Genomic DNA, 23692 nt, shown 5'->3' with positions numbered 1-23692 from the left:
TGTCAGGATCTTCTGCGTCGATGCTTCTGGACTGTGTCTGCTTCAGGCAGCGAGTGCCCGCGCCGTTACTTGATCATGTAGATCGTGGCGAAGAGGCCGATCCAGACGACATCGACGAAGTGCCAGTAGTAGGACACGACGATGGCGGCGGTTGCCTGCTCGTGAGTGAATCTCCTGGCCGCGTAGGTCCTGCCGAGGACCAGCAGGAAGGCGATCAGGCCGCCCGTCACGTGCAGGCCGTGGAAGCCGGTGGTCAGGTAGAACACCGAGCCGTACGGGTCCGAGGACAGCGAGAGGCCGTCCTTCTTGACCAGCTCGGTGTACTCGAAGACCTGACCGCCGATGAAGATCGCACCCATCACGAAGGTGAGCGCGAACCAGGCGCGGAGCTTCTTCACGTCGCCCCGCTCCGCGGCGAATACGCCGAGCTGGCAGGTGAGGGAGGAGAGCACCAGGATCGTGGTGTTCGTCGCCGAGAACGGGAAGTTGAGGGCCGAAGCCATTTCCTTCCAGTGCTCTGCGCCCGTCACCGATCGCAGGGTGAAGTACATCGCGAAGAGGGCCGCGAAGAACATCAGCTCGGAACTCAGCCAGATGATGGTTCCGACGCTGGTGAGGTTCGGCCGATTGACCGACGGGTGCGCGTGCCCGGTTTCTACTGTCGTTGCTGTCGCCACGACCGACATTATGTCGGTCGCTTATCCCGCCCTCACTCCGGGGGGTGCCGTTCGGTGTGTCAGTGGGCTCTGTCCAGCCCGAACGGCCCATCGAAGCCATGTCCGAAGAGCTGTTGACAGCCAGTTGATCGGAGTAGCATCCGCGCATCGGTTCCTGATGCAGTGCCGCCGTCGATTCGGAGGAACAATGCAGTCGAGCGCCACGGTCCTGGTCTACAGCGACGACGCCAACACGCGCGAGCAAGTGCGCCTGGCGGCTGGACGCAGGCCTGCGGCCGATGTTCCCCCGGTCGAGTTCGTCGAGTGCGCGACCCTTCCCGCCGTGCTGAAGCGGCTGGACGAGGGCGGTATCGATGTCTGCGTCCTGGACGGGGAGACGGTTCCCGCGGGCGGCATGGGCGTCTGCAGGCAGATCAAGGACGAGATCTTCAACTGCCCGCCCGTGCTGCTGCTGATCGGCCGCCCGCAGGACGCCTGGCTGGCCACCTGGAGCCGCGCCGAGGCAGCGGTGACCCTTCCGGTCGACCCGGTGGAGTTCGCGGACACACTGGCCGCCCTGCTGCGCGGCGGCCGGCTCTCCGTGGAGGCGTGAGCAGCGCCCGCGCCGGTCAGACCTCAGGACGCAGCCGTGCCGCGTCGGCGGTGCTGCTGCCGTCCGGGGTGTCGGCCACCAGGGCACTGCCCTTGAGCCACTTCTGCCAGTCGAGGTTCCAGTCGCCGAAGCCGTTGCCGAACGGGTCCATCTCGTCACCGGCGCTGTTGACGACCTTGACGATGTCGCCCTCCTTGACGGTCTCGAAGAACCACGCGGCGTTGCCGGTGGACATCCCGGTGCAGCCGTGGCTGACGTTCTCGTAACCCTGTGACCCGACGGACCAGGGCGCGGCGTGCACGTACTCACCGCTCCAGGTGACCTGTGTCGCGTAGTAGACGGGCAGGTCGTAGGAGTCGGCACTGCCCTCCGCTATGCCGATGCTGGTGCCGCGCATCCGTACGAAGTACTGCTTGGCGAGCACCACCTTGATTCCGTTACGGGTGGAGAAGCCGGGCTTGCCGGTGGTCACCGGAATGGTCTTGATCACTTCTCCGTTGCGCTGGACCGTCATCTGGTGCGATCCGGCGTCGGTGATGGCCTCGATACGGTCCCCGATGGTGATCTTCAACGCTTTCGAGGCGCCGCCGTAGAGCTTGGCGGAGACCTTGACGCCCTGGAGGTTGCTGACGGCGTTCACGGTCGCGCCGCTGGGCCAGTACTCCTTGGGGCGGAAGTGCAGCTTCTTGTCGTCCACCCAGTACCAGGCGCCCTCCACGGCGGGGCTGGACTGGACCTTCAGGGCGCGTTCGACGACGGCTCTGGCCGCCTTGTCCTTCACGGGGAGGCTGAGCTCGGCGGTGATGGGCTGGCCGACCCCGTACGTGCCCGCCTTGGGGCCGAACGCGACCGTCAGGAACTTGGAGGCGGGTGCGGTCTCGAAGGTCAGCGTACGGACGCCCGGGGCGCCGTTCGCGTCCTCCGTGGCCACCCTCACCGTGTACTTGGCGCCGGCCGACAGGGAGCCGGTGGAACGCCATCGGGTGCCGTCGGCGTCGAGTTCGCCCGCGAGGAAGTGGCCGGAGTCATCTATGACGGTCACGTCGGTGATGCGGCCGCCGTCACCCTCGGCGGTGATTTCCAGCGGCTTGTCCGGGTCCACCTTCTCGTTGCCGGTGGGCGTGTTGAAGGAGACCTGCTCGGAGGCGTCGAAGGGCTTGGCGGCGAGCGGGTTGTCCGAGCCGACGCACGCGGTCGCGCCCGCCCCGAGCGAGACGACCAGCAGAGTGCAGCTGAGGACGGTGCGGATGTGCGGCGTGTGGTTCATAAGCACACGTTATGAAGATCACCCGGCAACGGCGCGCCGAGTGACTGCAAATGGAGGGGGCCCGGATCCCCCTCAGGAGTGAGGGGGATCCGGGCCCGTCCCGTGCGTTGCTGACGCAGCGCTACTGGTTCTGGTTCTCACCGCGGTAGTACTCGAACACCCAGCCGAAGATGCCGACCAGGATCAGCGGCGCCGAGAAGTACAGGATCCACCAGCCCATCGCGACGGCGAGGAACGCGAGCGCACCACCGACGGCCAGCGAGAGCGGCTGCCAGCTGTGCGGGGAGAAGAACCCCACCTCGCCGGCCTCGTCCGCCACATCGGCGTCCTTGTTGTCCTGCGCCATGGCGTCCACTCGCCGGGCCGTGAAGGCCAGGTAGTAGCCGATCATGATGCTCAGCCCGAAGGCCAGGAAGAGTGCGGTGGTACCGGCCGGCTCCTGCGACCACACGCCATAGACGATCGCCATGACGAGGATGAAGAAGCTCAGCCAGAGGAACATCTTGCCCTGGATCCTCACTTGCCTGCCTCCTTACCGCCGGTGATGGCCGTGCTGCCGGCGCCGTGGTTCTCGAGCTGGTCGAGCGCCGCGATCTCCGGGTGGTGCAGGTCGAACGCCGGGGATTCGCTGCGGATCCGCGGCAGGGTGAGGAAGTTGTGCCGCGGGGGCGGGCAAGACGTCGCCCATTCGAGCGAACGGCCGTAGCCCCACGGGTCGTCGACCTCGACCTTCTTGCCGTACTTGGCGGTCTTCCAGACGTTGTAGAAGAACGGCAGGACCGACATGCCGAGCAGGAACGAGCTGATCGTGGAGATGGTGTTCAGCGTCGTGAATCCGTCGGCGGCCAGGTAGTCCGCGTAGCGACGCGGCATGCCCTCGGCACCCAGCCAGTGCTGCACCAGGAACGTGCCGTGGAAGCCGATGAACAGCGTCCAGAAGGTCATCTTGCCGAGCCGCTCGTCCAGCATCTTGCCCGTGAACTTCGGCCACCAGAAGTGGAATCCGGCGAACATCGCGAAGACCACGGTGCCGAAGACGACGTAGTGGAAGTGCGCGACGACGAAGTACGAGTCGGAGACGTGGAAGTCCATCGGGGGCGAGGCCAGGATGACGCCGGTCAGTCCACCGAAGGTGAAGGTGACCAGGAAGCCGATCGTCCAGAGCATCGGTGTCTCGAAGGACAGTGAGCCCTTCCACATGGTGCCGATCCAGTTGAAGAACTTCACACCGGTCGGTACCGCGATCAGGAAGGTCATGAAGGAGAAGAACGGCAACAGCACGCCGCCTGTGACGTACATGTGGTGCGCCCACACCGTCACGGACAGACCGGCGATCGCGATGGTCGCGCCGATCAGGCCGATGTAACCGAACATCGGCTTGCGGCTGAAGACCGGGATGATCTCCGAGACGATGCCGAAGAAGGGCAGGGCGATGATGTACACCTCTGGATGGCCGAAGAACCAGAAGAGGTGTTGCCACAGCAACGCGCCGCCGTTGGACGCGTCGAAGATGTGCGCACCGAACTTGCGGTCCGCCTCCAGCGCGAAGAGCGCGGCGGCCAGCACCGGGAAGGCGAGCAGGACCAGCACACCGGTCAGCAGCACGTTCCAGACGAAGATCGGCATCCGGAACATCGTCATGCCGGGAGCGCGCATGCAGATGATCGTGGTGATGAAGTTGACCGAACCGAGGATCGTGCCGAAGCCGGAGAAGGCCAGACCCATGATCCACATGTCGGCGCCGACACCCGGCGAGCGGACCGCGTCCGACAGCGGGGAGTAGGCGAACCATCCGAAGTCGGCCGCACCCTGCGGGGTGAGGAAGCCGGCCACCGCGATGATCGAGCCGAAGAGGTACAGCCAGTACGCGAACATGTTCAGCCGCGGGAACGCCACATCGGGCGCGCCGATCTGCAGCGGCATGATCCAGTTCGCGAATCCGGCGAACAGCGGCGTCGCGAACATCAGCAGCATGATCGTGCCGTGCATCGTGAACGCCTGGTTGAACTGCTCGTTCGACATGATCTGCGTGCCGGGACGGGCAAGCTCGGCGCGCATGAAGAGCGCCATCAGTCCGCCGATGCAGAAGAAGGCGAACGACGTGACCAGGTACATCGTGCCGATGGTCTTGTGGTCAGTGGTGGTCATCCACTTCACGACCACATTGCCCGGCTGCTTGCGCCGTACCGGCAGCTCGTTCTCGTACGAGTCGTCAGCTGCTGCGGCGGCACCCTGAGGTTCGTTGAGGATGCTCACAGTTGGTTCTTCTCCGCATTCCTGGCCGGGTCCGTCTGCTCAATGCCCGACGGGATGTAGCCGGTCTGCCCCTCTTGCGCCAGCTCCTTCAGGTGCTGCTGGTAACGCTCCGGGGAGACGACCTTGACGTTGAAGAGCATCCGGGAGTGGTCGACGCCGCAGAGCTCGGCGCACTTGCCCCTGAATGTGCCCTCACGGGTGGGGGTCACCTCGAAGACGTTGGTGTGCCCCGGGATGACGTCCTGCTTGAAGAGGAAGGGGAGGACCCAGAAGGAGTGGATGACGTCGCGAGAGCTCAGGATGAACCGGACCTTCTCGCCCTTGGGCAGCCACAGGGTCGGGCCCGGGTTGCCGGTCTGCGGGTTCCGGGTGCCCGGGACACCGGCGTCGTAGACGCCGCCCGCGTTCGCCGGGAAGTCCGCGCGGTACTTGTCCGGAATGGCGCCCAGGTTCTTGTCGGCCTTGGCGTCACCCGTGGAGCCAGCCACGTTCTCGATGTAGTTGAAGCCCCAGCTCCACTGGTAGCCGACCACATTGACCGTGTGGGCGGGCTTGGAGAGAGCGAGGATCTTCGTCTCGTCACGCGCGGTGAAGTAGAAGAGCACCGAAACGATGATGAGCGGAACAACCGTGTACAGGGCCTCGATGGGCATGTTGTACCGGGTCTGCGGAGGTACCTCCACCTTGGTGCGGCTGCGCCGGTGGAAGATGATGCTCCAGATGATCAGACCCCACACCAGCGCGCCCGTGACGAGCGCTGCCGCCCACGAGCCCTGCCAGAGGGAGAGGATCCGAGGGGCCTCTTCCGTTACCGGGGTGGGCATACCCAGGCGGGGGAAGTCCTTGTATGTGCAACCAGAGGCGGTCGCCAGGACCACGCCCGCGGTAAGCACCTGGAGCAGCTTCCGCCGCATCGGGCGCCGCGACGAGCGGTCGGAGCCGTTGGGACTCACGTAGCGCCTTCCCGAGAGTCTCGGCCCGCGCGGCATGCCGCGGCCGTCTCGCTGGTCGGTCGCCGGCCCTGACGCGGGCAGGGGTTTGGATGTTTATGCGGACCAAACCCTACTGGACGCTATTTGGGGTCGCGCGGGGAGGGTGCCCAACGCGCCGTCCGACACCCCGAAGGGATGGAAAGCCCCTGGAATCCCGGCCTCCGGCAGGCTTCTGACGCCCCTTCCGCGTACTGGAGTTAGCGTGGCGATGTGCCTTACTTCGATGTCGCTTCCTCCGCTCCGCTGCACCCGGTCGCCCGGCAGGCCCTGCAGGCTTCCCTCGACGAGGGCTGGGCCGACCCGGCCCGGCTCTATCGCGAGGGGCGGCGCGCCAGGCTGCTGTTGGACGCGGCGCGGGAGGCGGCGGCTCAGGCCGTGGGCTGCCGCCCGGACGAGCTCGTGTTCACTCCTTCGGGGACGCGCGCGGTTCACCTGGGAATTTCCGGCGCGCTCGCCGCGCGTCGGCGTGTCGGGCGTCACCTGGTCGTCTCCGCGGTGGAGCACTCCTCGGTGCTCCATTCGGCGGGCGCGTACGAGGGGGCGGAGGGCGGGACGGTGACCGAGGTCCCCGTGGACCGGGCGGGCGCGGTGTCCCCGGCCGCGTTCGGCGCGGCCCTGCGCGAGGACACCGCACTGGCCTGTCTGCAGTCCGCCAACCACGAGGTCGGCACGGAGCAGCCGGTCTCCGAGGTCGCCGACGCCTGCCGGGCTGCCGGGGTGCCGCTGCTGGTGGACGCGGCGCAGTCACTCGCGTGGGGACCGGTGGCCGGGGACTGGTCGCTGCTCACGGGCAGCGCGCACAAATGGGGCGGCCCGGCGGGGGTGGGGCTGCTCGCCGTACGCAAGGGTGTCCGGTTCGCCCCCCAAGGTCCCGCCGACGAACGGGAGTCGGGGCGGTCGGCGGGCTTCGAGAACATCCCGGGGATCGTGGCGGCGGCGGCCTCGCTGCGGGCGGTGCGGGCGGAGGCGGCGGACGAGGCGGTACGACTGCGGGCCCTGGTGGACCGGATCCGCGCGCGCGTGCCGGAGCTGGTCCCGGATGTGGAGGTGGTGGGCGACCCGGTGCGCCGGCTCCCCCACCTCGTCACGTTCTCCTGTCTCTATGTCGACGGAGAGACTCTGCTGCACGAACTGGACCGGGCGGGGTTCTCCGTCTCCTCCGGCTCCTCCTGTACGAGCAGCACGCTCACGCCGAGCCATGTGCTGAGGGCGATGGGGGTGCTCTCGGAGGGCAATGTCCGCGTCTCGCTCCCCCTCGGGACGCCGGAGGAGGACGTCGACCGCTTCCTGGAGGTCCTGCCGGGGGTGGTCGCGGAGGTACGCGAACGCCTCGGCGCGCCCGTCTCGCACACCGCGACCGCGGGCACGGCGTCCCTGGTCGTGGACGCGCTCGGGAAGCGATGCCCGATCCCGGTGATCGAACTCGCGAAGGTGATCGGGGACGTGCCGGTGGGGGGCACGGTGACGGTGCTCTCGGACGACGAAGCGGCGCGGCTGGACATTCCGGCGTGGTGCGAGATGCGGGGGCAGGAGTATGTCGGGGAGGAAGGGGCGGAGCGGGGCGTGGCGTATGTGGTGCGGCGGGTGGTGTGAACCGGGGCTCCGCCCCCGGACCCCCGTACACCGGCTTCGGCCGCACGTCCTCGAACGCCGGACGGGCTGAATACGGCGCGGGAGTCCGGGGCGGAGCCCCCGGGTCCTACTTCAGGTGGGTCCGGACCTCGGCCGCCGCGTCGTGGCCGTACGCCTTCGTGAAGCGGTCCATGAAGTGCGCCCGGCGCAGCGTGTACTCCTGGGTGCCCAGCGTCTCGATCACCAGCGTCGCCAGCATGCAGCCCACCTGCGCCGCGCGCTCGTGGCCCACGCCCCAGGACAGGCCCGACAGGAAGCCCGCGCGGAACGCGTCACCGACGCCGGTCGGGTCGACCTTGGCGTCCTCCTCGGGGCAGCCGACCTCGATCGGCTCCTCGCCCTCCTGCTCGATACGGACGCCGTTCGAGCCGAGAGTGGTGACCCGGGTGCCGACCTTGCCCAGGATCTCGGTGTCGGTCCATCCCGTCTTGGACTCGATGAGCCCCTTCTCGTACTCGTTGGAGAAGAGGTAGGTGGCGCCGTCCAGGAGCGTGCGGATGTCGTCGCCGCTCATCCGCGCGATCTGCTGGGAGAAGTCCGCGGCGAACGGGATGGAGCGGGTCCGGCACTCCTCGGTGTGGCGGAGCATCGCCTCGGGGTCGTCCGCGCCGATCAGGACGAGGTCGAGGCCGCCGACCCGGTCCGCGACGGACTTCAGCTCGATCTGGCGGGCCTCGCTCATGGCGCCGGTGTAGAAGGAGCCGATCTGGTTGTGGTCGGCGTCCGTGGTGCACACGAATCGCGCCGTGTGCAGGACTTCAGAGATCCGGACGGACGAGGTGTCCACGCCGTGGCGGTCGAGCCAGGCGCGGTACTCGTCGAAGTCGGATCCGGCCGCGCCGACGAGGATGGGCCCGCTGCCCAGCTGGCCCATGCCGAAGCAGATGTTGGCGCCGACACCGCCCCTGCGGACATCGAGGTTGTCGACCAGGAAGGAGAGGGAGACCGTGTGCAGCTGGTCCGCGACCAGCTGGTCGGCGAAGCGGCCGGGGAAAGTCATGAGGTGGTCAGTGGCGATGGAGCCGGTGACTGCGATTCGCACGGCGAGGACGCTCCTGTGGCGGGGTGGCGTTGACAGTTAACGCTACCGGGTTTGGGCGCCCGCACTGAAGTGCGGAAACTACCCGATAGTAGGTCTTTTGTCATGGACTCTCGATGCATACGGTGCGGATATGACGAAGCCCATCGCCCGGCGCGAGCCGCGAGAGTCCGAGATCAGTCTGGCCCAGCTCCGCGGAGATTGCGCGCGAATGGCGCCCCACTGGGTGGTTCCCGCCGCCGCCGTTCCCGCTCCCGTGCCTCCGTCGCAGATCCATGGTGTCGTGGTACCGGCGTCTTCGGCCAGGTTGCTCGACGCCATGTCCGAATACGGCGACTGAGTCAAGGGCGTACAACCCAGAGCGCACAACTGAGCGCGCACAAGGGAACCGTGCGCTCCCCCGCTCCGTCCCATCCGTGACCCCGCCCGACGGGGTCACGGAGACAAGGAGCGATGCGGTGAGCAGTACGCAGGACACGCAACTCGGCCCCCGCCGCCGGCGTTCCCCGTTCGCCGTCGCCTCGGTGGCGGCGGCGGTGCTGGTCGCAGGCGGGGGTACGTACTTCGCGACCGCGGGCTTCGGGGGCGGCAACGACAGCGCCGACGCCAAGAGCGGCGCGCCGGGCCACGACGGGAATCCGCCCCCGCTCGCGGTCGAAGGCCGTACGGAGGGCGGGGACCGGGGCGGCATCGCGCCCGGTGAACCCGACCCCTCGGGCGGCGGAGCGGTCTACACGGCCGAGGGCAAGCTGCCGGCCGGACCGGCCGAGGCCGCTGTCCACCGTACGAAGGGCGCCGTGACCGCGGCCGAGGTGACCCGGCTGGCGAAGGCGCTCGGTCTGCCGGGCGCACCCCGGCTGGTCGGCCCGGCCTGGAAGATCGGGGCGGACAAGGACGGCGCGGGCCCCCTGCTCCAGGTCAACAAGCAGGCTCCGGGCACCTGGACCTTCGCCCGGTTCATGGCTGTACCGGGTGGCGACAACTGTCTGAAGGGCAAGGAGTGCCCTGCGCGCGGCGAGACCTCGCCCACGGGCGCGAGCCCGGTGAGTGAGGAGGCCGCGAAGAAGGCCGCGTCGCCCGTGCTGAAGGCGCTCGGTCAGAGCGACGCCGATCTGGACGCACGCCAACTGATGGGCGCGGTGCGCGTGGTGAACGCCGACCCGCTGGTCGACGGGCTGCCGACCTACGGCTGGACGACCGGGATCCAGGTCGGCGCGGACGGTCATGTGGTGGGCGGCAGCGGGCAGTTGAAGACGCCCGTGAAGAGCGACGAGTACCCGGTGATCTCGGCCCAGGCGGCGCTGAAGCAGCTGAACAAGGATTCACGGGGCAGCGGCACGACCGGGATCGGCGGCTGCGCCACGCCGGTTCCGCTGGAGGGCGAGCAGAAGCCCGAGTCCCCCTGCATGCCGAAGAGCGCGGTGAAGGGTCCGGAGCAACTGACGGTCACCAAGGCCGTCTTCGGTCTGGCCGCGCAGTACGTGGACGGGCAGCAGGCGCTCGTACCCTCGTGGCTGTTCGAGGTGAAGCCGAAGGGCGGCGCCCAGCCGTTCACGGTCACACAGCTCGCGGTGGACCCGAAGTATCTGAAGGAGACCACTCCGCCGCAGCAGGACATCAGGCCGACCGAGCCACCGCAGACTCCCCCGGCGCCGTCCGACCGGCGCATCGAGTCCTACACCGTGAGCGGGCGGACTCTGGCCCTGACCTTCTGGGGCGGTGTGTGCAGCGACTACGCGGCGAAGGCGAGCGAGAGCGGCACCTCGGTGACGGTCCGGATCGTCGAGACGAATCCCGACCCCGGCCGGGTCTGCATCGCCATCGCCAAGGAGATCACCGCGAAGGTGTCGCTGGACAAGCCGCTGGGAGACCGGAAGGTCGTGGACGCGGCGACGGGTGAGGCCGTGCCGGCGAGGCCGTCCGTCCCGGCGAAATAGCACGCGGGCACAGGAAAAGCAGCAGACGAAGGCGGCGGCCCCGGCATCGGGGCCGCCGCCTTTCGTACGTGCGAGGTACGAAGCCTCAGCTGAAGGAGTCGCCGCAGGCGCAGGAGCCGGTGGCGTTCGGGTTGTCGATCGTGAAGCCCTGCTTCTCGATCGTGTCCACGAAGTCGATGGACGCGCCACCCAGGTACGGGGCACTCATCCGGTCGGTGACGACCTTCACGCCGTCGAAGTCCTTGACGACATCGCCGTCGAGCGAGCGCTCGTCGAAGAACAGCTGGTAGCGCAGGCCCGAGCAGCCGCCGGGCTGAACGGCCACGCGCAGCGCCAAGTCGTCCCGGCCTTCCTGCTCCAGCAGGCCCTTGACCTTGGCGGCGGCGGCGTCGGACAGGAGGATGCCGTCGCTCACGGTGGTGGTCTCGTCCGATACGGACATCTGCTTCTCTCCCGGGTTGTACGGAGACTGCTTGCCGACGGTTGCAACCGGCGGGGCCCGGGATTCATTCCGGGCGAGCCCTGGTCTTTCCCCTTCATGCTCGCACACCGGCCCAGCGAGGGGCAGCGACCTGTGGACAGCGGGGTGTACCGGGGGTGTACGGGAGGGAGCAGGGGGGTGCGTCACATCGACGCTATGGACATCGTCAAAGTGACGTGAAGCAGTTATGATAGATAGCGTCAAATAGACGAGAAGTGCCTCTGCAGAAGAGAAAGGGTGCGTGACGTGACCACCGCCCAAGCCCGCCCTGAGCTCGACGTCCAGCCGACGCCGCTCGCCCTGCTGCTGCTCGGCCGCGAGGCCGACCCCAGGAGCGAGCGCGGCGTGGAGTGCCCCGGCGACCTGCCGTCCCCGTCCGACCCGGACCTGGTGGAGCGCGCCCGCGCGGCCAAGGAGAAGCTCGGCGACAAGGTCTTCGTCCTCGGCCACCACTACCAGCGCGACGAGGTCATCCAGTTCGCCGACGTCACCGGCGACTCCTTCAAGCTGGCCAAGGACGCCGCGGCCCGGCCGGAGGCCGAGTACATCGTGTTCTGCGGTGTGCACTTCATGGCCGAGTCCGCTGACATTCTGACCTCCGACGACCAGAAGGTCGTACTGCCCGACCTGGCCGCCGGCTGCTCCATGGCCGACATGGCGACGGCCGAGCAGGTCGCCGAGTGCTGGGACGTGCTGACCGAGGCCGGCATAGCCGAGCAGGTCGTGCCCGTCTCGTACATGAACTCCTCGGCGGACATCAAGGCCTTCACCGGCAAGCACGGCGGCACGATCTGCACGTCGTCGAACGCGAAGCGTGCGCTGGACTGGGCCTTCGAGCAGGGCGAGAAGGTGCTCTTCCTCCCCGACCAGCACCTGGGGCGCAACACCGCGGTGCGCGAGATGGGCATGTCGCTCGACGACTGCGTCCTGTACAACCCGCACAAGCCGAACGGCGGGCTGAGTGTCGAGCAGCTGCGGGACGCCAAGATGATCCTGTGGCGCGGGCACTGCTCGGTGCACGGCCGCTTCTCGCTGGACTCGGTCAACGACGTGCGCGAGCGGATCCCGGGCGTGAACGTCCTCGTCCACCCCGAGTGCAAGCACGAGGTCGTGGCCGCCGCGGACTACGTCGGCTCGACGGAGTACATCATCAAGACGCTTCAGGCGGCCCCGGCCGGATCCAAGTGGGCGATCGGCACCGAGCTCAACCTGGTCCGCCGCGTCGCGAACGCGCACCCCGACAAGGAGATCGTCTTCCTCGACAAGACGGTCTGCTTCTGCTCGACGATGAACCGCATCGACCTGCCGCACCTGGTGTGGGCGCTGGAGTCGCTGGCCGAGGGCAACCTGGTCAACCGGATCCAGGTCGACAAGGAGACGGAGAGCTTCGCGAAGCTCGCGCTGGAGCGGATGCTGGCGCTGCCGTAAGGCTTGCGCTGTGCCTGTGAGGGGGCGCCCCGGCCGATCGCGGCCGGGGCACCCCCCTTTGCGGACAGGGGGCAGGGCTCAGCGGCAGATCAGCTCGGCCAGTTCCGCCGGGCGGCTCAGTGCGAGGAGGTGGCCGCCGGGCATCTCCTCGACGGCGATGCCCAGTCGTTCTCGCACGACGCGGCGCTGGAAGTCGAGCGGGAAGAAGCGGTCCTCACGCCCCTGGATGCAGCGGGTGGGGACGTCCGGCCAGGAGCCGAGCGGCCAGGGCTGGGTGAACACGGCCACCGTCGGTCCGGCCTCGCCCTGGGTCATGGCCTCCACGGTCACCTCCTGCGGAACGTCGTGGAAGAAGTCGGTCAGCATGTCGAAGGCCGCGTCCGGGCTCCGGCCCTCCTGCACCGCGAAGGTCGCACGGGCCTTTGCCTGACCGGTGTTCGCCCACCAGTCCCCCGCACTCTCGCCGGGGGCAGGCACCATGGGGTTGACCAGGATCAGCCCGTCCACGGCGATGCGCTCGCAGACGAGCGGGGCGATGAATCCGCCCAGCGACTGCGCGACGAGGACGAGTTCGCCGCCCGCCGGCGCGCCGATCGCCCGCACGACCGCGTCGGTGTACTCGGCGAGCCCCGCGGACTCCTCCTGGGGCAGGTCCACCGTCACCACGTCATGGCCACGTGCGCGCAGCTCGGGCACGACCAGGTGCCAGTACCACGCGCGGCCGTCCGCGCCGGGGATCAGTACGTACCTCGTCATGCGGCTCTCCTTACCCCGAAATGACCCGAAAAGCACCACACCCGGCAGCGTCCCCCGCAAGGGACCGCCGCCGGGTGCGGTGCTTCGTGACCACGATGCCGATGAGCATCAGCATGCCGATCATCGCCGGTACGCCTATCGGCGTACCCGTCACGATCAGCAGACCGAGCGCGCCGGTCGCCGCGAAGGGGATGGACACCAGCAGGATCAGCGGCTGGACCAGGCTCCGGAACGTAGCCACCAGCAGCATGAAGACGATGGCGATCGCCGCCAGCATCGCCAGGCCCGGCGAGGCGAACGCATCGTCCTGGTCGGAGGAGACGCCGCCGATAGAGGCGGTCGCGCCCTCCGGAAGGTCCAGGGACTTCAGTTTGCTCTGGAGCGAGGCGGAGACCGCGCCCGCGTTGTCGCCGGCCGGCTTCGCCGTGATCGTCGCGGCCCGCGAGCCGTCGATCCGGGTCATGGAGACCGGGCCGGGGACCAGCTTCACATCGGCGATCTCACCGAGCTTCACCGGGCCGAGCGGGAGCTCGCGCAGCTCGGCCAGCGTCTTGGCCGGCTTGGCGGAGGTGATGACGACATCGCGCTCGGTGTCGTCGAGGATCGCCTTGCCCGAGGGGGTGCCGCGCACCGCCTGGCCGACCGCCAGACCCAGCGTGGTCTCGTTGAAGCCCGCGTCCGCGGCCTTCGCGTTCGCCCGGACGGAGATCCGCGGGATGCTCTGTGCCAGGTCGCTCTGTACGTCGGTGACGTCGTCGAGTTTCGCGACCTCGGCCCGTACCGCCTCCGAAGCCCGCAGCTGGAGTATGCGGGCCGCCGGCTCACTCCACCCTTGGACGTACCAGGCCGGACTCGTACGCGACAACCACCAATTGGGCGCGGTCGCGGGCGCCCAGTTTCGCCATCGCCCGGTTCACATGGGTCTTGACCGTCAGCGGGCTGACCGCGAGACGCTCGGCGATCTCGTCGTTGGAGTGGCCCCCGCCGACCAGGACGAGGACCTCGCGCTCGCGGCCGGTGAGCCCGGCAAGGCGCTCGGAGTACGCCTGGGTCTCCTGCCCGTCGTCCGACGTGCCGCCCTGCGCGAGGAACTTGGCGATCAGGCCCTTGGTGGCGACCGGCGAGAGCAGTGCCTCGCCCGCGGCGGCGATCCGGATGGCGCTGAGCAGTTCCTCCGGTTCCGCGCCCTTGCCGAGGAAGCCCGAGGCCCCGGCCCGCAGCGACTGCACGACGTACTCGTCGACCTCGAAGGTGGTGAGCATGACGACGCGTACATGAGCCAGCTCCGGGTCCGCGCTGATCATGCGGGTCGCGGCGAGCCCGTCCGTACCGGGCATCCGGATGTCCATCAGGACCACATCGGCTTTGGCGGAGCGTGCCAGGGCGAGAGCCTCGGCGCCGTCCGCGGCCTCGGCGACGACCTCCATGTCGGGTTCGGAGTCCACCAGGACCCGGAACGCGCTGCGCAGCAGTGTCTGGTCGTCGGCGAGCAGCACCCTGATCGTCATCTGTCCTCCCCCGTACGGGTCTTGAGAGGAAGTATCGCCTGCACACGGAAGCCGCCGCCGTAACGGGGGCCCGCGGTCAGCGCCCCGCCGAGCGCCGTGACCCGCTCGCGCATCCCGAGCAGACCGTGGCCGCCGCCGTCCGTCTGCCCGTCGGGATCCACGCCGTTGTCGAGGACCGTGACCTCCAGCGTCGGACCCACCCGGATTACGCTGACCTCGGCCTTGGCGTCCGAGCCCGCGTGCTTCTGCACATTGGTCAGCGCCTCCTGGATGATCCGGTACGCCGCGAGGTCGACGGCGGCCGGAAGCCGCACGCCGTCGTCGGCGCGGGCCACCTCGACCGGCAGTCCGGCCTGCCGGAAGGTGAGGACCAGCTCGTCGAGGACGTCCAGGCCGGGGGCCGGTTCGGTGGGGGCCTCCGGGTCGCCGGACTGCCGCAGCAGTCCGACCGTGGCACGCAGTTCGTTGAGCGCTGAGCGGCTCGCCTCCCGCACATGGGCGAGGGCCTCCTTGGCCTGGTCGGGGCGTCTGTCCATGACATGCGCCGCTACTCCGGCCTGCACATTGACCAGGGCGATGTGGTGCGCGACCACGTCGTGCAGATCGCGGGCGATCCGTAGCCGCTCCTCGGCGACCCGACGCCGGGCCTCCTCCTCGCGGGTGCGCTCGGCGCGCTCGGCCCGTTCCCTTATTGCGTCGACGAAGGCGCGGCGGCTGCGCACGGCATCGCCTGCGGCCGCCGCCATCCCGGTCCAGGCGAAGATGCCGAGGTTCTCCTGCGTGTACCAGGGGGGCGAGCCGAAGAACATCGCCGCGCCGGTCAGCACTGTCATGGTCAGCAGGCCGACCCGCCAGGTGGTGGGCCGGTCGGTGCGCGAGGCGACCGTGTAGAGCGCGATCACCGCGCTCATCGCGACAGGGGCCGGCGGCTCCCCCACGACCAGCTCGAAGACGGACACCACTCCGGTGAAGACCAGGACGGCCATCGGGTTGCGGCGGCGGAAGACGAGCGCCCCGGCCACCAGGACCATCAGCACCACACTGCGCAGCTCGGGGGTGCGGCCGCCGAACTCCGGGCCGTGCCGCCCGTTCGGGTCGGCGAAGGACCCCGCGATCATGCAGATCAGCACAACCGCGGCCAGCGCGCCGTCCAGCGCCAGCGGATGCGCGCGGAGCCAGTGCTGGGTGCGGGCGAACCCGGTGGCGAGTGAGGTCACATCCAGCAACGGTACGGCGTGCCGCGGCAGCCGCGTACACCCGCGAGCACAGCAGAAAACAGCAGAATGCCCCGCTCCGGATCAACCGGGGCGGGGCACGCCGTGTGTTGGAGTGAGGAGGCCGGCCGGGGGCCGTCTGCCGAAGGTCGTCAGCCCGGAATGAGGCCGTCGTCGCCGAGCAGTTCCCGTACGTCCTCGAGCGTCGCGTCCGGAGCGGGAAGGATCAGCTCGGACGGCTCCAGGGAGTCGTCCGGCAGCGGCTCGCCGAGCTCCCGGACCTTCCCCAGGAGCGCGTGCAGAGTGCGGCGGAAGCCGGGGCTGTCGCCGCTCACCATCTCGGCCAGCAGCTCGTCGTCGAGCTTGTTCAGTTCGGCGAGATGGCTCTGGGCCACCTCCAGCTGACCCTCCCCCATGATCCGTACGATCATGACGAGTCCCTACTGCTTGTCGAACTTCGGGCGGTTCTGCTGCGAAGCGGCGTCCTGCGTGCCGTTTCCGCCTTCGATCGCCTGCTGCGAGGAACTCGGGCCGCCCGCCAGCTCGGCCTTCATCCGCTGCAGCTCCAGCTCTACATCAGTACCACCGGAGATGCGGTCCAGCTCGGCGGCGATGTCGTCCTTCGCCATCCCGGACTGGTCGTCCAGGGCGCCGGAGGCGAGCAGCTCGTCGATCGCGCCCGCCCTGGCCTGCAGCTGCGCGGTCTTGTCCTCGGCCCGCTGGATCGCCAGGCCGACGTCACCCATCTCCTCGGAGATACCGGAGAAGGCCTCGCCGATCCGGGTCTGTGCCTGGGCCGCTGTGTACGTGGCCTTGATGGTCTCCTTCTTCGTACGGAAGGCGTCGACCTTGGCCTGCAGCCGCTGGGCCGCGAGAGTGAGCTTCTCCTCCTCGCCCTGCAGCGTCTGGTGCTGCGTCTCGAGGTCGGTGACCTGCTGCTGGAGCGAGGCACGGCGGGACAGCGCCTCGCGCGCCAGGTCCTCACGGCCGAGCGCCAGCGCCTTGCGGCCCTGGTCCTCCAGCTTGGTCGACTGTCCCTGCAGCTGGTTCAGCTGCAATTCCAGCCGCTTGCGGGAGGTCGCCACATCGGCGACTCCGCGGCGCACCTTCTGCAGCAGTTCCAGCTGCTTCTGGTACGAGTAATCGAGGGTCTCGCGCGGATCCTCGGCCCGGTCAAGGGCCTTGTTTGCCTTCGCGCGGAAGATCATCCCCATACGCTTCATGACACCGCTCATGGGCTTCGCGCGCCCCCTTCTGACGGACTCAGCTTCAGCACTCCAACAGAACCCACAGTACGGGCCCTGCATCCATTACCGCACTGTTCGGGAGCGGATGCGCTCCTCCCCAAGGACGACTGCTCACGGGGCCGATCAGGCCCAAGGAGTAGGTGACCGTCAGGGAAACCACGGGTGACGTCCGCTCTGTCCGGCTTGTGACCGGCTTCTGTTCTGTACTGACGCTCGGTGTTGCGGGATCGTTCCCCACCGGCGTGGGGTCCATGCGCCCGCCCGTCTCCCCCACCGCCGTTCCAAAGGGGGACCTGCGGTCCCGCACCTCCTCTTTACCCCGTACCCTTGGGCTTTGTGTTTGGTAGCCGTTCCAAGGAAGAGAAGTCCCCCACCGGCAAGGTGCAGGTAGACCTCTCCAAGCAGCCCCGCGACCCCGAGGCCCCGAAGGGCCGCCCCACGCCCAAGCGCAGTGAGGCCCAGACCCAGCGTCGCCGTGCCTCCAGCGCGCCGGCCGACCGCAAGGAGGCCTCGAAGCGCCAGCGGGAGGCCCGCCGTGCCGACCTGGCCCGGCAGCGCGAGGCTCTCGCCAGCGGCGACGAACGGTATCTGCCGGCCCGTGACAAGGGACCGGTCCGCCGGTTCGTGCGGGACTTCGTCGACTCCCGCTTCTGCATCGCCGAGTTCTTCCTGCCGCTCGCGGTGGTGATCCTGGTCCTGAGCATGGTCCGGGTCGGCTCCCTGCAGAACATCGCACTGCTGCTGTGGCTCGGCGTGATCGTGCTGATCATCGTCGACTCCATCGGCCTGGCGTTCCGTCTGAAGAAGCAGCTGAACGAGCGCTTCCCGAACGAGCCCAAGCGCGGCGCGGTCGCCTACGGCCTGATGCGTACGCTCCAGATGCGCCGACTGCGTCTGCCGAAGCCGCAGGTCAAGCGCGGAGAGCGGCCCTGAGCCCGGAAGTCTCCGGATTCGGGGGCGCTTCGGCCGAATGGCTGGCCGGGCTCGGCGGACTGCGCAACATGGTCCGCCAGGAGCTTGTCGCCCGGCAGCTCGACGAGCAGATAGCCGCGCGCTATCCGGTCGGACAGCGGCTGCGGATCCTCGACGTCGGCATGGGCCAGGGCACCCAGGCCCTGCGCCTGGCGCGCGCGGGTCACACCGTGACGGGCCTGGAGTCGGACGCCGAGATGCTCAAGGCGGCCCATGAGTCGCTGGCGGGCGAGCCGGCCGGGATCCGCGAGCGGGTCCGGCTGATCGAGGGCGACGGCCGCGAGACCGGGGTGCACTTCCTGCCCGGCAGCTTCGACGTGGTGCTCTGTCACGGAGTGCTGATGTATGTCCAGGAGCCGGACGCGATGCTCGCGGGGCTGGCCAGAATGCTCGCGCCGGGGGGCCTGCTCTCCCTGCTGGTGCGCAACGGCGACGCGCTCGCCATGCGGCCCGGCCTGGCCGGGGACTGGCCGGGGGCACTGACCGCCTTCGACTCGGACACGTACACCAACCGGCTCGGACTGTCGGTGCGGGCGGACCGTCTGGAGGCGCTGACGGCGACCCTGGCGGGGATCGCGGCGCCGCTGCACACCTGGTACGGCGTCCGGGTCTTCACCGACAACGTGCCGAACGACGCCCAGCTGCCCGCCGCGACAGAGCTGGAACGGCTGCTGGCCGCCGAGGACCGGGCGGGGCGCACGGAGCCCTACCGCCGGGTGGCGGCGCTCCTGCATCTGTGCGGAGTACGGGGCTGAGGACGCGGGTGCGGCTGCGCCGCCGCGCGGCCGGGCGAGACCTTGCGGACACGATCTAGGCCCTGTCGGGTCGATCAGGCCGGATCAGCGAGCGGGGCCTGGCGTGGTGCATCGCAGGCCGGAGGATGGGGGTCCCCCCGCCGAAGGCAGGGGGCGAGCCCACGCGGAGCGTAGGCGACTGACGACAACGCAGCGTGGGGGTACCTCCCGTGCCCGAAGGGCTACGGGGGAGTGCCGTGCCAGGGCACGCGAACCCGGCAAGATCGACCGGACAGGACCTAGGGCGCTTCCGGCCGAATTCGTGGCTGAATTCGGCTTCGGCACAGGCATGTTGGGGTTTTTCGCGTCCTCACTGAAGTGACCACCGCAGAAGCCACAGAGAAGCCGCCCGTCAGACTCCCGGCCCGGGAGACCTGGCGGGCGCTGTACGCACATTTCCGGCCGCACCGCTGGGTCGTCGCGCTCGGCGCGTCCCTGGCCCTGGTGGGCACGGTGACCGCTCTCGCCCAGCCGCTCGCCGCCAAGTCCCTGGTCGACAAGCTCGGCCAGGACGAGTCGATCACCGGCGTCCTGCTGCTGCTCACCGCTCTGGTGGTGCTCGGCACGGCGATCGAGGCGGTGGGCACGTACATCCTGGAGCGCACCGCCGAGTCCGTGGTCCTCGCCGCACGCCGCTCGCTGATCGGGCGGCTGCTGCGGCTGAAGCTGCCCGAGGTCGAGCGCACCCAGCCCGGCGATCTGATGTCCCGGGTCACCTCCGACACCACGCTGCTGCGCGCGGTGACCACCCAGTCGATCGTCTCGGCGGCGACCGGCGGGCTCGCCTTTCTCGCCACGATCGTGATGATGGGCCTGATGGACGTGGTCCTGCTCGGTGTCACGCTCGGCGTGATCGTGCTGATCGGCGGCTGTGTCGGGCTGCTGATGCCGAAGATCGCGCAGGCGACGAAGCGCTCGCAAGAAGCGGTCGGCGAGATATCCACCGTGCTGGAGCGGGCCTTCGGAGCCTTCCGTACGGTCAAGGCCTCGGGCGCGGAGGAGCGCGAGACGGAGGTCGTGGCCAAGGCGGCGCGGGAGGCGTGGCGGCACGGTGTGCGGTCCGCGAAGTGGCAGTCGGCGGCCTGGTCGTCGGTGGGCCTGGCAGTGCAGGTGTCGTTCCTGGCGGTACTGGGGATCGGCGGGGCGCGGGTCGCCTCGGGCGCGATCTCCGTCTCGACGCTGGTGGCGTTCCTGCTGTTTCTCTTCTATCTGATCGACCCGGTGTCGAAGCTGGTGGAGGCGGCCTCGCAGTACCAGGTGGGCTCGGCGGCGATCGCGCGGATCGTGGAGGCGGAGCGGCTGGAGACGGAAGAGCTGACACCGCCTCAGGGCGTCCCCGGCACGGGGCCCGCCTCGGTCGTCTTCAAGGACGTCACCTTCCGCTACCGGGACGATCTTCCCTTTGTCCATCAGGGCGTCTCCTTCGAGGTGCCCGGCGCGGGGATGACGGCCTTCGTCGGCCCGTCGGGCGCGGGCAAGACGACGGTCTTCGGGCTGATCGAGCGCTTCTACGAGGCGGGCGGCGGCCGGATCCTCGTGGACGGCAAGGACATACGGGACTGGCCGCTGGCCGATCTGCGGGCCTCGATCGGCTATGTCGAGCAGGACGCTCCGGTGCTGTCGGGAACGCTGCGCGAGAACCTGGTCTTCGCGGCGCCGGACGCGAGCGAGGAGCAGATCCGGGACGTTCTCGTACGGGCCAGGCTCGATGCTCTGGTTGACCGGCTGCCGGACGGACTCGAGACGGTGGTCGGGCACCGCGGTTCCAAGCTGTCGGGCGGCGAGCGTCAGCGGGTGGCGATCGCGCGGGCGCTGCTGCGGCGGCCGCGGCTGCTGCTTCTGGACGAGGCGACCTCGCAGCTGGACGCGGTCAACGAGATGGCGCTGCGGGATGTGGTCGCCGAGGTGTCGCGCGAGGTGACGGTGCTGGTGGTGGCCCACCGGCTGTCGACGGTGACGCTGGCGGACCGGATCGTGGTGATGGACGCGGGGAAGGTGCGGGCGGTGGGGACGCACGGCGAGCTGGTGGCGTCGGATCCGCTGTACGGGGAGCTGGCAGCGACGCAGTTCCTGGCGACGGCGCGGTGATCGGGGCGGGGCGGGGGGCGCCTGCGGCGGGCCTGTTCCCCACCCCGCCCTCCCCCCAGACTCTGTCCGGGGGGACCCCCAACCTCCGCGCTCCTCAAACGCCGGAGGGGCTGAAGATCAGCCCCTCCGGCTCACGAACCTGAGCCTTCGCTACCCCTGGTCCGCGTGCAGGCTCATCGGGCCGTAGATCTTCGTGCCGTCCTCCGACAGCACCACCTGGTCCGCCCCGCCCTCCAGCAAGTCCTTCCAGACCTCGCCGATCCAGGACTCCGCGTCACCCTGCGTCGTGAACTCCTCCGGCTGCACCGCCGGCTGGACCTCCGTTCCGTCGGACTTCTCGAAACGCCACGTCCATGCCATGTCCGCCTCCCACTCCCAGGGGCCACCAGCTGATCACTGCTGCCCGCAGCGTAGCCGGGCGCGCACGCCCCGCGGTGACGCGGGAGGATCAGAGGCGTGGAACTGACACTGCTCGGCACCGGCGCGCCCGCCGGACTCCCCCGGCCCGACTGTCCGTGCGCCGTGTGCGCCACCGCGCGCGGGGCGTCCGCGCGGGCCGCCACGGCGCTGCTCGTCGACGGGGCCCTGCTGCTCGATCTCACGCCCGGCGCCGCCCTGGCCGCCGCGCGGGCGGGGCATTCCCTCGTCGGCGTACGGCAGGTGCTGCTGACGCATCCGCACGGCGGGCCCGCGGTCGATCTGCCCGCCGGGCTGCCCGCGGCCGGGCGGGTGCCGGACGGACGGGAGTTGACGCTGATCAGCGGGCACCGGGTACGGGCCGTGCCGATGGACAACCCGGGCACGGGGTACGAGGTGACGTCACCGGACGGCGAGCGGCTGCTGTACCTGCCCCCGGGCGGCGCACCCGCGGGTCTCGCGGAGGGCCTGGCCGCGTACGAGATGGTCCTCGGCGATGTCGTGGGGCGGCCCGACGCGATCTCCCGGCTGCGCGCGTCCGGGGCGATCGGCCCGACCACCGATGTCGTCGCCGTGCACCTGGACCACGACGTTCCCGGCGGCGCCCCGGAGCTGGCTCGCCGGCTCGCGGCCGCGGGTGCGCGGGCCGTGCCCGACGGGACGACGCTGATCGTGGGCGAGTACCACGCCGTACCGGATCTCCCCCGCCGCACCCTTGTCACCGGCGGCGCCCGCTCGGGCAAGTCGCTGGAGGCCGAGCGCAGACTGGAGACCTTCCCCGAGGTGCTGTACGTCGCGACCGGCGGCAGCCGGGAGGGCGACACCGAGTGGGCGTCCCGAGTCTGGCTGCACCGCGAGCGCCGTCCCGGCTCCTGGCGTACGGCCGAGACCTGCGATCTCGTACCTCTGCTCGCCGAGGACGGGCCGCCGCTGCTGATCGACTGTCTGTCCCTGTGGCTGACCGACGCGATGGACAAGGTGGGTGCCTGGGACGACGCGACCTGGGCCACGGGCGGCGAGGACGCGCTGCGCGAGCGGGTCGCCGAGCTGGTCGCGGCCGTACGGGCCACCTCGCGCACCGTCGTGGCGGTGACCAACGAGGTCGGCAGCGGCGTCGTGCCCGCCACCGCCTCGGGCCGCCGCTTCCGCGACGAACTGGGCCGTCTCAACGCCGCTTTCGCCGACGAGTGCGAGCACCTCCTGCTGGTCGTCGCGGGCCAGGCCATCGTGCTGCGCAGCTGACGGGCGCCGCGCGGACGCGGCACGGCTGCCGGTACTGTTCGGCGAATGAGCAGGCTGAATCTCGATGACTTCTCCGATCTGATCGAGCGCCCCGACAGCGGTGTCCGGCGTGACGCCGAGGAACGCCGGGAGCGGCTGATCGTGACGCCCGGTTCCCTCGGGCGGCTCGACGAGCTGGGCGAGTGGCTCTCCACCGCGCAGGCCTCGGTTCCGGTCAGGCCCATCGTGCAGCCGCGAGTGGTGCTCTTCGCCGGTGATCACGGAGTGGCCCAACTGGGCGTCTCCGCCCGGGAGTCCGGCTCCGCGCACGAGCTCGTGCGAGCCACGCTGGAGGGCGGGAGCCCCCTGGCCGTACTGGCCCGCCGGGCGGGTGTGCCGGTGCGGATCGTGGACGCCGGTCTGGACTGCGACCCGCAGCTGCTGCCCGAGGAGGTCGTACGCCACCGGGTGCGGCGCGGCAGCGGACGGATCGACGTCGAGGACGCGCTGACGATCGAGGAGACCGAGGCGGCCGTACGCCTGGGCATGGCGATCGCCGACGAGGAGGCCGACTCCGGCACGGATCTTGTCGTACTCGGCGATCTGAGCGTCGGCGGCACCACGCCCGCTTCCACGCTGATCGCCGCGTTGTGCGGCACCGACGCCTCGGTGGTGACCGGGCGCGGCGGCGCGGGCATCGACGATCTGGCGTGGATGCGCAAGTGCGCGGCGATCCGCGACGCGCTGCGGCGCGCCCGGCCGGTGCTGGGTGATCAGCTGGAGCTGCTGGCGGCGGTGGGCGGCGCGGATCTGGCGGCGACGACCGGCTTCCTGCTGCAGAGCGCGGTACGCCGGATGCCGGTGATCCTCGACGGAGTCGTATCGGCGGCGTGTGCGCTGGTCGGGCAGCGTGCCGCGTTCCGCGCGCCGGACTGGTGGCTCGCGGGCCAGGTGAGCGGCGAACCGGCGCAGGCAAAGGCACTGGACCGGATGGCGCTCAACCCGCTGCTCGATCAGGGCGTCACTGTGGGAGAAGGAACCGGGGCATTGCTCGCGCTCCCCCTCGTGCAGGCGGCTGCCGCGCTCGCGGCCGAACTGCCGGAGCGCACAGAGCCGGTGGAGAGCGATTCGGACTGACGCGACGGCGCGGCCGCCCATAACCGGGCGACCGCAG

General features: G+C 69.7%; 23 protein-coding genes and 1 pseudogene. 10 read left to right on the top strand and 14 right to left on the bottom strand.

Annotation, left to right across the window (positions count from 1 at the left end; translation table 11 throughout):
• Nucleotides 1-65 precede the first annotated feature (65 nt).
• Nucleotides 66-686: a heme-copper oxidase subunit III gene (locus tag OHA61_RS28970; RefSeq protein WP_266477278.1), complete on the bottom strand. Its 621-nt coding sequence runs from the start codon at nt 684-686 to the stop codon at nt 66-68.
• A gap of 178 nt (nt 687-864) precedes the next feature.
• Here OHA61_RS28970 and OHA61_RS28965 point away from each other — a divergent pair, with 178 nt between their 5' ends.
• On the top strand, nt 865-1269 hold the full coding sequence (locus tag OHA61_RS28965) for a hypothetical protein (protein WP_406305509.1): 405 nt from the start codon (nt 865-867) through the stop codon (nt 1267-1269).
• 16 nt (nt 1270-1285) lie between these two features.
• Here OHA61_RS28965 and OHA61_RS28960 read toward each other — a convergent pair whose 3' ends face one another.
• From OHA61_RS28960 to coxB, 4 genes are all read right to left on the bottom strand, one after another.
• On the bottom strand, nt 1286-2536 hold the full coding sequence (locus OHA61_RS28960) for an Ig-like domain-containing protein (RefSeq protein WP_406305508.1): 1251 nt from the start codon (nt 2534-2536) through the stop codon (nt 1286-1288).
• 121 nt (nt 2537-2657) lie between these two features.
• Nucleotides 2658-3056 (bottom strand): cytochrome c oxidase subunit 4, encoded by a 399-nt coding sequence (locus OHA61_RS28955; RefSeq protein ID WP_324972041.1) that lies wholly within the window; start codon nt 3054-3056, stop codon nt 2658-2660.
• The gene (gene ctaD, locus OHA61_RS28950) at nt 3053-4792 is read right to left on the bottom strand and encodes a cytochrome c oxidase subunit I (RefSeq protein ID WP_406305507.1); all 1740 of its coding nucleotides are present in this window, start codon (nt 4790-4792) and stop codon (nt 3053-3055) included. The genes OHA61_RS28955 and ctaD overlap by 4 nt, the downstream gene beginning before the upstream one ends.
• Nucleotides 4789-5745, bottom strand: coding sequence for a cytochrome c oxidase subunit II (coxB, locus tag OHA61_RS28945; RefSeq protein WP_406305506.1), 957 nt, complete (start codon nt 5743-5745; stop codon nt 4789-4791). The genes ctaD and coxB overlap by 4 nt, the downstream gene beginning before the upstream one ends.
• Before the next feature lie 249 nt (nt 5746-5994).
• Here coxB and OHA61_RS28940 point away from each other — a divergent pair, with 249 nt between their 5' ends.
• Nucleotides 5995-7377, top strand: a complete 1383-nt coding sequence (locus OHA61_RS28940; protein WP_406305505.1) for a cysteine desulfurase/sulfurtransferase TusA family protein — start codon at nt 5995-5997, stop codon at nt 7375-7377.
• A 106-nt stretch (nt 7378-7483) separates the two neighbouring features.
• On the opposite strand, the gene OHA61_RS28935 is transcribed toward OHA61_RS28940, so the two are convergent.
• The gene (locus OHA61_RS28935) at nt 7484-8458 is read right to left on the bottom strand and encodes a carbohydrate kinase family protein (protein WP_324972028.1); all 975 of its coding nucleotides are present in this window, start codon (nt 8456-8458) and stop codon (nt 7484-7486) included.
• Between the two features lie 130 nt (nt 8459-8588).
• Here OHA61_RS28935 and OHA61_RS28930 point away from each other — a divergent pair, with 130 nt between their 5' ends.
• Entirely contained in the window at nt 8589-8795 is a 207-nt protein-coding gene (locus OHA61_RS28930) for a hypothetical protein (protein WP_324972025.1), read from the top strand.
• A gap of 118 nt (nt 8796-8913) precedes the next feature.
• A complete protein-coding gene (locus OHA61_RS28925; protein ID WP_406305504.1) occupies nt 8914-10392 on the top strand; it encodes a hypothetical protein in 1479 nt (492 codons plus the stop codon).
• An 85-nt stretch (nt 10393-10477) separates the two neighbouring features.
• On the opposite strand, the gene OHA61_RS28920 is transcribed toward OHA61_RS28925, so the two are convergent.
• The gene (locus tag OHA61_RS28920; RefSeq protein WP_030933606.1) at nt 10478-10834 is read right to left on the bottom strand and encodes an iron-sulfur cluster assembly accessory protein; all 357 of its coding nucleotides are present in this window, start codon (nt 10832-10834) and stop codon (nt 10478-10480) included.
• A gap of 276 nt (nt 10835-11110) precedes the next feature.
• On the opposite strand from OHA61_RS28920, the gene nadA reads away from it, so the two are divergent.
• A complete protein-coding gene (nadA, locus tag OHA61_RS28915) occupies nt 11111-12301 on the top strand; it encodes a quinolinate synthase NadA (protein WP_406305503.1) in 1191 nt (396 codons plus the stop codon).
• A gap of 78 nt (nt 12302-12379) precedes the next feature.
• Here the strand turns inward: nadA and OHA61_RS28910 are convergent, their stop codons facing one another.
• The 6 genes and pseudogenes from OHA61_RS28910 to OHA61_RS28885 all read right to left on the bottom strand — a co-directional run bounded on the left by OHA61_RS28910 (nt 12380) and on the right by OHA61_RS28885 (nt 17014).
• The gene (locus OHA61_RS28910) at nt 12380-13057 is read right to left on the bottom strand and encodes an alpha/beta fold hydrolase (protein ID WP_406305502.1); all 678 of its coding nucleotides are present in this window, start codon (nt 13055-13057) and stop codon (nt 12380-12382) included.
• A gap of 85 nt (nt 13058-13142) precedes the next feature.
• Nucleotides 13143-13853, bottom strand: a pseudogene (locus OHA61_RS28905) (efflux RND transporter permease subunit); the annotation flags it as partial.
• A 25-nt stretch (nt 13854-13878) separates the two neighbouring features.
• Entirely contained in the window at nt 13879-14565 is a 687-nt protein-coding gene (locus OHA61_RS28900; RefSeq protein WP_406305501.1) for a response regulator, read from the bottom strand.
• The gene (locus OHA61_RS28895; RefSeq protein ID WP_406305500.1) at nt 14562-15782 is read right to left on the bottom strand and encodes a sensor histidine kinase; all 1221 of its coding nucleotides are present in this window, start codon (nt 15780-15782) and stop codon (nt 14562-14564) included. Before OHA61_RS28895 ends, OHA61_RS28900 begins: the two co-directional genes overlap by 4 nt.
• A gap of 149 nt (nt 15783-15931) precedes the next feature.
• Nucleotides 15932-16210 carry a hypothetical protein gene (locus OHA61_RS28890; protein WP_406305499.1) on the bottom strand — a complete coding sequence of 93 codons (279 nt, stop codon included), beginning with the start codon at nt 16208-16210 and terminating at the stop codon, nt 15932-15934.
• A 9-nt stretch (nt 16211-16219) separates the two neighbouring features.
• The gene (locus OHA61_RS28885) at nt 16220-17014 is read right to left on the bottom strand and encodes a PspA/IM30 family protein (protein WP_266477245.1); all 795 of its coding nucleotides are present in this window, start codon (nt 17012-17014) and stop codon (nt 16220-16222) included.
• Nucleotides 17015-17362: 348 nt separating this feature from the next.
• On the opposite strand from OHA61_RS28885, the gene OHA61_RS28880 reads away from it, so the two are divergent.
• The 3 genes from OHA61_RS28880 (at nt 17363) to OHA61_RS28870 (ending at nt 20880) form a co-directional block, all read left to right on the top strand.
• Entirely contained in the window at nt 17363-17959 is a 597-nt protein-coding gene (locus OHA61_RS28880; protein WP_406305498.1) for a DUF3043 domain-containing protein, read from the top strand.
• A gap of 68 nt (nt 17960-18027) precedes the next feature.
• The gene (locus tag OHA61_RS28875) at nt 18028-18753 is read left to right on the top strand and encodes a class I SAM-dependent methyltransferase (protein ID WP_406305497.1); all 726 of its coding nucleotides are present in this window, start codon (nt 18028-18030) and stop codon (nt 18751-18753) included.
• Nucleotides 18754-19110: 357 nt separating this feature from the next.
• Complete coding sequence (locus tag OHA61_RS28870) at nt 19111-20880, top strand: ABC transporter ATP-binding protein (RefSeq protein ID WP_406305496.1); 1770 nt, start codon at nt 19111-19113, stop codon at nt 20878-20880.
• A 150-nt stretch (nt 20881-21030) separates the two neighbouring features.
• On the opposite strand, the gene OHA61_RS28865 is transcribed toward OHA61_RS28870, so the two are convergent.
• On the bottom strand, nt 21031-21240 hold the full coding sequence (locus tag OHA61_RS28865) for a hypothetical protein (RefSeq protein WP_324972549.1): 210 nt from the start codon (nt 21238-21240) through the stop codon (nt 21031-21033).
• Between the two features lie 96 nt (nt 21241-21336).
• Here OHA61_RS28865 and OHA61_RS28860 point away from each other — a divergent pair, with 96 nt between their 5' ends.
• Together OHA61_RS28860 and cobT are read left to right on the top strand one after the other, a co-directional pair.
• Nucleotides 21337-22539, top strand: a complete 1203-nt coding sequence (locus tag OHA61_RS28860) for a bifunctional adenosylcobinamide kinase/adenosylcobinamide-phosphate guanylyltransferase (RefSeq protein ID WP_406305495.1) — start codon at nt 21337-21339, stop codon at nt 22537-22539.
• 45 nt (nt 22540-22584) lie between these two features.
• Nucleotides 22585-23655 (top strand): nicotinate-nucleotide--dimethylbenzimidazole phosphoribosyltransferase, encoded by a 1071-nt coding sequence (gene cobT, locus OHA61_RS28855; RefSeq protein WP_406305494.1) that lies wholly within the window; start codon nt 22585-22587, stop codon nt 23653-23655.
• Nucleotides 23656-23692: the final 37 nt, after the last annotated feature.

Source organism: Streptomyces sp. NBC_00885 (genome assembly GCF_045207475.1).
Classification (GTDB): domain Bacteria; phylum Actinomycetota; class Actinomycetes; order Streptomycetales; family Streptomycetaceae; genus Streptomyces.
This window is presented reverse-complemented; position numbering and strand designations above follow the sequence as displayed.

Coding starts and splice junctions, on each gene's coding strand:
- OHA61_RS28970 (WP_266477278.1), bottom strand. CDS start 686: ATGTCGGTCGTGGCGACAGCAACGACAGTAGAAACCGGGCACGCGCAC.
- OHA61_RS28865 (WP_324972549.1), bottom strand. CDS start 21,240: ATGGCATGGACGTGGCGTTTCGAGAAGTCCGACGGAACGGAGGTCCAG.
- cobT (WP_406305494.1), top strand. CDS start 22,585: ATGAGCAGGCTGAATCTCGATGACTTCTCCGATCTGATCGAGCGCCCC.
- OHA61_RS28900 (WP_406305501.1), bottom strand. CDS start 14,565: ATGACGATCAGGGTGCTGCTCGCCGACGACCAGACACTGCTGCGCAGC.
- OHA61_RS28920 (WP_030933606.1), bottom strand. CDS start 10,834: ATGTCCGTATCGGACGAGACCACCACCGTGAGCGACGGCATCCTCCTG.
- OHA61_RS28885 (WP_266477245.1), bottom strand. CDS start 17,014: ATGAGCGGTGTCATGAAGCGTATGGGGATGATCTTCCGCGCGAAGGCA.
- OHA61_RS28875 (WP_406305497.1), top strand. CDS start 18,028: ATGGTCCGCCAGGAGCTTGTCGCCCGGCAGCTCGACGAGCAGATAGCC.
- OHA61_RS28965 (WP_406305509.1), top strand. CDS start 865: ATGCAGTCGAGCGCCACGGTCCTGGTCTACAGCGACGACGCCAACACG.
- OHA61_RS28910 (WP_406305502.1), bottom strand. CDS start 13,057: ATGACGAGGTACGTACTGATCCCCGGCGCGGACGGCCGCGCGTGGTAC.
- OHA61_RS28890 (WP_406305499.1), bottom strand. CDS start 16,210: ATGATCGTACGGATCATGGGGGAGGGTCAGCTGGAGGTGGCCCAGAGC.
- OHA61_RS28930 (WP_324972025.1), top strand. CDS start 8,589: ATGACGAAGCCCATCGCCCGGCGCGAGCCGCGAGAGTCCGAGATCAGT.
- OHA61_RS28960 (WP_406305508.1), bottom strand. CDS start 2,536: ATGAACCACACGCCGCACATCCGCACCGTCCTCAGCTGCACTCTGCTG.